Raw genomic sequence first — 9,742 nt, 5'->3', positions numbered from 1 at the left:
TCGCTTCTCCGAAATAGGAACACCGGTGACCGTCCGCCTCTCATAACATCTTCAAGTAAAAGCGCGGTTATGCTCTCGCGACGTTATGCAACAAAGCCCATCGAAACGGTAAATTATTTGGTATGAATCGACCTGCAATATTGATCGTATTCGGGGTTTATAGGCGCCCAACATTGGCTCTGACGCAGTTTTTATGATCGACGTTACACCGGGCCGATTATCAAAACCGTATCAGGGCCAATATTGCAGGCCAATTCACAGATGCTTTCATCACGCGCGCCATGATCGCGCACAGCGCCTCTTAGAAGCCCGACGGCCCCTGTGCGTCGGCCAGTTCGACAAGCAACCGCTAGGCGCGATCCTGCGCGGAAGCCTGGATCGCTGTGGCCTTAAGCGCAACCGCGAGCAGTGATTCCCCCCATCCATTTCGTTTCGGCAAGCCCTTGCATAATAAACCGGTTTGGTTAGTCGCAAACCCATTGTCTATTCGCCATGCACCACGATGCCGCCTTTCATCACAAACGTCACATGCTGCATCTGGGTGATGTCGCTGAGCGGGTCGCCTGCAACAGCGACGAGATCGGCGTAACGCCCGGCCTGGATCGAACCGATGTCGGCGCTGTCGCCGATTAGGTCGGCGGCGTTAGCGGTTGCCGCAAAGATCGCATCGATCGGCGTCATCCCGCCCTTGACCATTAGCGCGAACTCGCGCGCGTTTTGGCCATGCGGGACAAGCGATTCGTCGGTGCCGAAGGCGATTTTTACGCCAGCGCGATAGGCCTTGCCGAAATTTGCCTGCATGATGGGCACGACCGCGATCGCCTTTGCGGCCGCTCCGGGCGGGAGCTGCTCGGGATGCGCGCGGGCGAGTTCCAGTACTCGCTCTCCGATCAGCAGCGTCGGCACGAGATACGCGCCGTGCGCCTTGAACAAACTATAGCTCTCGGCATCAGCGAACGAGCCATGTTCGATCGAGTCGACGCCAAAGGCGAGCGCGCGGTTGATCGCCAGAGTGCCATGCGCGTGGGCTGCAACCTTCATGCCTAGAGCGTGCGCGGTATCGATCACCGCCTTGATTTCGTCATCGGCCATCAATTGCAAATTGGGATCGTCGCCGATCGAAAGGACCCCGCCTGACGGCATGATCTTGATAAGGTCGACGCCGCGCCGGTGCATGTCGCGTACGACATGGCGGGCCTTTTCGGCGCTGTCGATGACGACATCGTCCCAGCCGGCATGGCTCAGGCCCGAATCGAGCCCGTTGGCCGGATCGCCATGTCCGCCCGTTGGCCCGAGCGGCGCGCCTGCGACGAACATGCGCGGACCCGGGATTGTCCCAGCGTTGATCGCACGTTTCAGCGCCACGACCAGATCCGTGTCCGATCCTACATCACGGACGGTGGTGAAGCCGGCGTCGAGCGTCGCCTTGGCGTAGCGCGTCGACAGAAACGCCGAATCGAAGGTCGTGCGCGTTACCTTTTCCCGGATGGGATCGCCGCCATCGAACTGGTCCGTGATATGGACATGCGCGTCAATCAGCCCGGGCAGGACGGTGGCCCGCGTCAGATCGATCACGCGCGCGTCGGGCCGCGTCACGAAACCGGGTTCGACCGCGATGATGCGATCGTTGTGGAGGATGATCGAGACGTTGGTTCTGGGAGCCTTGGTGACGCCGTCGATCAGACGGCCCGCATGGATCACAACATCCTGCGCGACCGCGGGCGACGCTGCCGCAGCAAGGAGGATAGCGGCGAGTGCCGCAATCGGACGCGATCGGATGTGGTGTTTCATCGACCCTGCTGATTTCGACATGGTGGCTCCTGAGGCTGACTGGACGAACTGTTCGCGCATCATTTGGCGATGCTAGGCGCCGCCATGCGGGGAATCTCCGCGGTGGGCAGATAGAGCGGTGCACGACGCGCGAGGGTGGCCTGCTCATAGGCATAGCCATAGGCAAGCAGCTTAGCGTCGCTCCACGCCGCGCCGATGAACGACAAGCCGACCGGCAAGCCATCGACCAGCCCCATCGGCACGGTCAGATGCGGGTAGCCCGCAATCGCAGCCGGTGCGCCCGCCCCTCCACCCGAGAAATGATCCTTTAGGATCGGATCGATCAGCCACGACGGGCCAAGCGTTGGCGCGATCAGCACGGAGACTCGATTGTCGGCCAGCATCGCGTCGATTCCGTCCACGCCCGCACCGCGCCGCGCGTCGGCCGACGCCTTGACATAGACGGGGTCGGCCAGACCGTTCGTCGCTTCCGCCTCGACGAACTGGTCCTGGCCAAACAGAGGCATTTCGCGGTCGGCATGCGTCGCGTTGAATGCGATCAGGTCGGCAAGCGAGCGACTTGGGACCTTGGCGGGGTCGGTCGCGGCGAGGTACGCGTTAAGATCAGCCTTCAGCTCAGTCATCAACACCAGATGTTCCTGCGCGCCCAGGTCCTTGCCGCCGGGAAATTGCTTGATGTCGACCAGCGTCGCACCTGCGGCGCGCAGCGCGACGAGCGCGCGCTCGAACACGGCCTCGGTTTCAGGGTGAAAACCGGCGGCGAAGCGCATCACGCCGATCCGGACCCCGCGCAGGGCGATGGGGGACAAGGCGGTTGTGAAATCCCGGACGATTACGTCGGCGTGCGCCGTCGCAGGATCGGCAGGGTCGCTGCCCGCCATACCGCCGAGCACGATTGCGGCATCCATGACGTCGCGGGTCATCGGCCCCGCAGTGTCCTGGCTATGGCTGATCGGCACAACATGTGTGCGCGACACAAGGCCGACCGTCGGCTTGAGCCCGACCAGCCCGTTAATCGCCGAGGGGCAGGTCACCGATCCGTCGGTCTCGGTCCCGATCGTCGCCGCGGCGAGGCTGGCGGCGCTCGCAGCGCCCGAGCCAGCGCTTGAGCCGCAGGTGTTACGGTCGAGCGCATACGGATTGCGCGCCTGCCCGCCGGTCGCGCTCCAGCCGCTAATCGAATTGCTCGAGCGGATATTGGCCCATTCGGAGAGATTGGTCTTGCCGAGGATGATCGCTCCCGCCGCGCGCAGTCGCGCGACGAGCGGCGCGTCGCGGCCCGTGACATTTCCAGCGAGTGCGAGGCTGCCGGCAGTGGTCGCGACCGGATCGGCGCTCTCGATATTATCCTTCAGGAGGATCGGGATCCCAGCGAGTGCCGAGTACGGAGCGTGCGCCTTGCGCGCTGCGTCCGCCGCCCTGGCCTGAGCGGGCGCTGCGGGGTTAAGCGCGATGACGGCATGCAGCTTGGGGTTGAGCCCCGCAATCCGCGCTTCGTACAGGCGAACCAGTTCGACCGAGGTTACGCGCCCAGCCTGGAGATCGGCCTGGAGTTGGCTGATAGACTTTTCGGTCACGTCATAGGCATGGGCAGTGCCGCACAGCAGCGCGGCGCAGACCGCCGTCAGTTTGAAAATGGGTTTCACAGCGCTTTCCGTTCGTTTGAGCATTAACGTTTGGCTTCGTCCGCCGCCATGAAGGCACCGATTGTATCGTTGAGGAACTTGGCGTCGGCCGGGTTGCTTGCCGCGCCCGCCGTATGGCCCCAGAGCGAGGGAATCGGCGTGAAGGTCACGTTCGGGATGAACTGCGCCTCGAATCGCGCGTCTTCGACCGGGAAATACATGTCAGTCTGCGAGGGCATGTAAAGCAGCGGAACCTCGATCGAGCGCAGCGCGCGCTTGGTGTCGCCGCCGAAACCCGGGGTCGTGCCGACATCATGGATCTCCCAAGTGCGCATCTGCAGGATCAGATCGTTCGCGTCGGCGCCCGGGATGAAGTCCTTGTGGAACTTGTCGAAAACCTGCGCGAAGGTCGTGCCGGGAGGACTGCTCGCTCGCCATAATTCGTCGCGCCACCATTGCTGCGAAAATAACCACGCCGCCCAAATCGCGCCGAAGGCTTCCAGCCCCTTCTTCGGCTGCTTCGTATAATTGCCGTCGGCGAACACCGGGTCGGTGGTGATCGCGATGATCTCGCTTTCGAGCCGAACGATGCCATGCGGCCAGGTCTTGGCCGTCGCCGAGGTCACCACGACGCGGTCCATGAAATCGGGACGGCTGACCGCCCATTGAAACGCCTGCTCGCCGCCCATCGAAAACCCGACGACCGCGCGCAGATGCCGCACGCCAAGCGCTTCGCCGAGCAGGCGGTGCACCGCTTCGACATTGTCGCGGATACTGGTCACCGGGAAGCGCGCGCCGTCGAACGGCGCAGGCGTATTGCTCGGCGAGGAGGACTTGCCGTTCCCGAACAATTCGGTGGCGACCAGATAATAGCGTGCGGGATCGAACGCCTTGCCCGCGCCGATCAGCCACTCATAGCCATGCGAATCCGCCATGTAGTGCGACGGCAAAAGAACCACGTTGCTATGCTCCGCATTGAGCTTGCCGTACGTCGCATACATAACGACCGCGCGTGGCAGGACGGTTCCGTTTTCAAGCTTGAAGTCGCGGAGGACGAAGGCGGTGCGCTCGCCATCAGCGGCGAGCGCGGGAGTCACACCGAGCAAGAGCGATGCGAGCAGGAAAAGGATATGGCGCATCATTCGTTCAGCTCCACCGCGGGGCCACCATAAAGCGCAAACCATGCCAGCACGGCATTGGTCTTGGCAGCGGACTGGCTCGGTCGCTTTGCCATGTCGTGGAACGCCCCCGGCACCTTGACAAGCGCGGTCGGTACGCCGCGCATCTGCAGCGCGCCGTAATATTGTTCCGATTCCGGGACGGGCGTCCGCACGTCCTGGCCGCCGACGATGAGCATGGTTGGGGTGGTCACGTTGCCGACGAGCGACAGCGGCGAGCGCGCCCAATAGCTCTGAGGATCTTCCCACGGCGCCTTGCCGAACCAATATTTTGCCATCCACGGATATATGTCGGAGGTCAGCACCTCGCTCGACCAGTTGACGACAGGCTTCTGCGCTACCGCAGCGCGGAAGCGATGCGTCTTACCGACGATCCACGTCGTCAGCACCCCGCCGCCCGAACCGCCGGTGACGTACAGCCGATCCTTGTTGATGAAGCCCTTGGCGATCGCGGCATCGACCGTGCTCATCAAATCGTCGTAATCGGTGCCGGGATAGCTGCGGTCGATGCCATTGGCGAAGCGCTCGCCATACGAGGTCGATCCACGCGGATTGGCGTAGACCACGACATACCCGTTAGCTGCGTAGAGCTGCCCGTCGCTGGCGAACGTCGGGCCGTAGCTCGCGAACGGCCCGCCGTGGATTTCGAGGATCAGCGGATAGCTGCGCTTCGGATCAAAGCCCGGCGGCAGCACTAACCAAGCATCGACCGCGGCGCCGTCGACGCTCGACCTGACCGCAAGCGACTGCACCGCGCCGAGCGTGCGCTGGCCGAGCAATGCGCCGTTGAGGTTGGTGAGCCGTGTAGTCCTGCCCTTGCGCACCATGACCAGATCGGCGGGATGATCCGGTGCCCCTTGCGCGATCGCCAGCGTACCGTCGGCACCGACCGAAAAGTCACCGCCGCTGTACGGCAAATCGAACCCATCCCCGGCGAGGTCGGTTGCCACGTCGCGGAAGCTACCGCGCGCCACGTCCACCCGCGCAACCTTGGTGACGCCCCGATCGACATAGTCCGCATAGAGAGACCTTCCGTCGGCCGCCCAGACTGGCTTCTCGAAACTGCGATCGAGCGTTCCAGCAAGCATCCGCAGGTGGCCGCCATCGCTATCCATTACCCACAGCCGCGCGTTTTCATACCCGCGGTAGCGCTCGTCGTGGTTGGTGAAGGCGATCTGCCGACCATCGGGCGAAAGCCGCGCGTCCGCACGCGGGGCGTCGGGCTTCGTCAGCTCGGTGACGGCACCATCGGTCACCGCGACGCGATAGATGCCCGCCTTGAGCGGATCGCGCTGCCAGTCGGTCGCGCGCCGCGAGGTGAATACGATCGCCTTGCCGTCGGGAGTCCAGGACAGCGGCCCGCCATCGTCGAACGCGCCGCTGGTCACTTGGCGCGGCGGGCCGCCGCCCGTGGGAACGACGAACAGATGCGGAAATCCCGGCGCGCGCGGGCCGATGCCGTCGTCGCGATACGCGACCGTGTCGATCACTTCGAGTGGACGCGCCCAAATCGCGCCGGCGGGCGGTGTAAGCGGCCTGCCGAACACCGTGTCGGGCCGGTTGACCGCCATCACGAAGGCGAGGCTGACGCCGTCACGCGACCAAGCGAGTTGGCTTGGCTGTCGGGCGACCGCGGACACGATCGTCGCCTGGCGCGTGGCAACGCTATAGACGTAGAGCGTGGGCTCGCCCTTGGCCGTGGTCCGCACGAAGGCGAGCCGCTGGCCGTCCGGCGACCAGCACGGCTGCGCGGCGTCGTCCTCGCCGGCCGCCACCGCGGTCGCCGCGCCGGTCCGGCTGTCGACCAACCAGAGCGATGTGCGCGCCCGATCGGTCATCACGTCGTTGGCCTTTTTGACGTAGGCGATCAGTCCACCGTCAGGTCGTACGGCGGGCGTACTGGCGGCGGCGAGCGAGAAAAGGTCGACCGGCTTGAGCACGGTCTGCGCGACGGCCGAGGTGGCGGAGAGGGTGATCGCCGTCGCGATAAACGGAAACAGGCGGTTCATGAAATATCCCCGAAGTAAAGTGCCCGCGCAGAAGCGCCGGGCAAGACTCGCCCGACGCTTGATGCGGCAGCCTACAATCCAACCTTCAGCTTGAAGACAAAGGATTGTCCGAAGTAATTATAGGTACCGAGCGCTGCGCCAGCGTTGAGCGAGATGGCATAAGGCGGTGGCGACTGGTTGAAGATGTTGTTGATAACCATTTGCGCCGTAATCTTCGACGTTATGTCGTATGAAACCGATCCATTGAACTGAGAATAGGCGCCAACACCGAGAATCTGTTGAGACGAGGATTGAAGAGTCACATCCTGCGCGCCGCTACTGATGTGGCGATACTGCAGATACAGCATGCCCGGTCCCTTGCGGTAGCGCGTCGAGATGTTGAACCGCATCTTCGGGTCGCCGATATTGCCCAACGTCGGGGTCGTGACCCCGAGAATCGTGTAGGTGTGGGTCTTCGTGTAGAAGCCGTTCACGTCGAAGGTCAGACTGCCATAATCGCCGCCGTGGTGGATAAACGGCAGGTCGCCGATCTGGAAGCGATAAGTCATGTCGAGCTGCGCGCCGGCGAAAGACTGCGCGCCGGCGTTGATCAGCGGCGTGCTGAACCCCGTCACCTGCCCGGCGCCGTTGCGCTGGAACAGGTTGCAATAGTTGTTCGGGAAGCTGCCGCTGTCATAGCAGGCGTCCATAACCTGGGTTAGCGTGAGGCTGGTGATCGGGTCTTTCAGGCGAATCTCGATCCAGTCCAGGGCTAGCGTTAGTCCGCGTACGAACCGCGGGCGCGTAACGAAGCCCGCGGTCCATGCATCGGCGCGTTCGTTCAGCAATTCCTGATTGCCGCCGGTTGTGCCAAGCACTGAGGCGTTGACGACGCCCGACTTGAAGCTCGATAGATTGGTGCCGAGCGTCCTGAACACGGCCGTGCAATTAGCTCCTCGCGTCGAATTTGCGCCGATGAAATTGGGATCGCACGGATCCTGAGCGAAGGATTGGGTGTTGGTCGTGGGCAGGAACAACTCGCCAATCGACGGTGCGCGCACCGAATGGGTGAAATTGCCCCGGAACTCGATGTCCGCGATCGGCGCGATCTTGCCGCCGAAGGTATAGACGTTGGATCCGCCCGCCCGGCTGTTGTCGATCCGGCGGAATGCCCCGTCCAGCTCAAGCGAATGAAGAAAGCGCCATCCCATCGCGGGCGACACCAGTGGAATTTTCGCTTCGCCAGAGAACTCGGTAGAGTTGTACCGGCCAGCGACGTTCGAGCTGGGGGCATTGCGCCCCAGCCCAGCCGCGGCGAAGGCGTCGACATCGTACTGACCAGATTCCTCGCGATATTCGAAGCCGAGTGCGAGCTGCACCGGCCCTGCCCATAGGTCAAACGGCGAGGCGTTGCCGTTTAATTGCCAGTCGCGCTGTGTCAGCACGGACTTAGCGAAGTCCTTTGCGGTGACGAAATTGACTGCGGCCGCGCTCGGCGCGCCGGAGCCGAACAGGTTGAGCGGCTGGCATGCCGTAACCGAATAGGGCTGCCCGCCGGCCGGGGCGGCCGGAGGAGTAAGTGTGACGCGGCAGACGATCTTACCCGTAACGTCACGCACGGCGTCGATCGCATTGGCGAAATTTTCTTGGTTGATGTCGTAGTAAGTGATGCCGTTCTCGGACCGGCCGTAGTTAAAGGACGCGTCCCAGTTGACCTTGCGTCCGGCGATTGCGAAATCGCCCTTCAGCCCCGCGACGACGCGATAGGTTGTGTTGGTGTTCTCGGTCGATTGCGGCGCAATGTCGAGATTGGCGCGCGACAGATAAAAGGTGCCCGCGCCGGCCGCGTTGAGAACGGATCTGGCCTGTGCGGTGAGGAAAGGATTGGCGGTGGTGAATTGGATCGGCCCCGCCCCTTTCTGCGAAGCGAAGAACGCCGACTGATAGCTTGGCTGCGCCGCGAGCAGCGTCGCTTCAGAATGTGCGAACTCAGTTTCGAAATAGGCGCGGACATGGTCGGTCACGTCGTAATGGCCGAGCGTACCAAACAGGATGCGGCTGATCGGTGCGACGAATTGCGACTGCCCCGCCAGATTATCGCCGTCACCGCCCGAGCCGAAAACCAACCCGTTGTTCTGCACGCCCAGATTGACCGGGTTGAGATTGCCGTCGGGGCCGAACGCAACCACCTGCCCCGCTGCGTTGTGGATCGCATTGGGATAGGTCGGCGATCCCGCATTGGCGAGCCCAGCGTTGGAAGCAGGGATGCCGCCGGGGAATATGCTTGGAACAGTCGCATTGGGGACGTAGCACGCACCATAGCCGAGAGCTTTGCACGCGTCGGACGGCTGGAATGTAGCATAGGGCAGCGTTTTCGGCCGGTCGAGATAGGTCAAGCCGCCTTGCTTGGTATATTCCACTGTCGTCGTGATGTTGCCGCGGTCCTCTGCGAAGTTAGTGCCGGCAACCGCGCGGCCGACATAGCTTTCGCCGTCGCCATAGCGCGAGATGCCGTACTGTCCCTCGACAATAACCCCCTTGAACTTGTCCTTGAGGATGATGTTGACCGTTCCGGCAATGGCATCGGCACCATAGATCGGCGCGCCGCCGACCGACAGTACTTCGACACGGTCGATCAGCCCGACCGGAATGGTGTTGAGATCAACCTCCTGCCCCGATGGCGCGCCGCCGAAGGTGCCCGGCGGCGTCGGCGCGTTGCCCGACACGAAGCGCCGCCCGTTGACTAGCACCAGCGAACGCTGTGAGCCGAGATTGTAGAGGTTGACGAACTGCTGCCCCACATTGGCGCTCGACTGCTGTCCGGTATTGTTCGATCCCGGCGTGCCGAAGGCGGACAGCTCGTTGAGGGTGTCTGCTACGTTAACCGGCGAGCGGTCCGCCAGCAATTGCGAGCTGACCGTCTGCGCGGGCTGGAGAGTGTCGAAACCGGCGCGTGGAATGCGCGAGCCGGTCACCACGATGTCGCCGGCCGGCTGCTCGCTTGTGGACGTCGTGTCAGCGGGATGAGGCGCACCGGGTGTCGGCGCGGCCTGCACCTGCGCCTGCGCGCCCTCGGCAAGCAAGGCAATCACCAGCATCGTGGCTCCGCAAAGCATTTTCTGGCGCAACCTGTGCATGTGCATGTAAATCCCCTTTTAAA

General features: G+C 63.1%; 5 protein-coding genes. All 5 read right to left on the bottom strand.

Going from position 1 to position 9,742, the window contains the following annotated elements; translation table 11 throughout:
• Window positions 1-483: 483 nt before the first annotated feature.
• On the bottom strand, window positions 484-1,791 hold the full coding sequence (locus tag IEV62_RS16105; RefSeq protein WP_188449292.1) for a metal-dependent hydrolase family protein: 1,308 nt from the start codon (window positions 1,789-1,791) through the stop codon (window positions 484-486).
• 59 nt (window positions 1,792-1,850) lie between these two features.
• Window positions 1,851-3,461: an amidase gene (locus IEV62_RS16100; protein ID WP_188449290.1), complete on the bottom strand. Its 1,611-nt coding sequence runs from the start codon at window positions 3,459-3,461 to the stop codon at window positions 1,851-1,853.
• Window positions 3,461-4,558 carry an alpha/beta fold hydrolase gene (locus IEV62_RS16095; protein ID WP_229733281.1) on the bottom strand — a complete coding sequence of 366 codons (1,098 nt, stop codon included), beginning with the start codon at window positions 4,556-4,558 and terminating at the stop codon, window positions 3,461-3,463. Before IEV62_RS16095 ends, IEV62_RS16100 begins: the two co-directional genes overlap by 1 nt.
• Window positions 4,555-6,603, bottom strand: coding sequence for an alpha/beta hydrolase family protein (locus IEV62_RS16090; protein WP_188449288.1), 2,049 nt, complete (start codon window positions 6,601-6,603; stop codon window positions 4,555-4,557). Before IEV62_RS16090 ends, IEV62_RS16095 begins: the two co-directional genes overlap by 4 nt.
• Window positions 6,604-6,674: 71 nt before the next feature.
• Window positions 6,675-9,680, bottom strand: coding sequence for a TonB-dependent receptor plug domain-containing protein (locus IEV62_RS16085; protein WP_188449286.1), 3,006 nt, complete (start codon window positions 9,678-9,680; stop codon window positions 6,675-6,677).
• Window positions 9,681-9,742 lie beyond the last annotated feature (62 nt).

The sequence above is a fragment of the Sphingomonas psychrolutea genome, assembly GCF_014636175.1.
GTDB classification, from domain to species: Bacteria; Pseudomonadota; Alphaproteobacteria; order Sphingomonadales; family Sphingomonadaceae; genus Sphingomonas; species Sphingomonas psychrolutea.
Note: the sequence above shows the minus strand (reverse complement) of the source record. Positions and strands in the feature narration are given on the sequence as shown.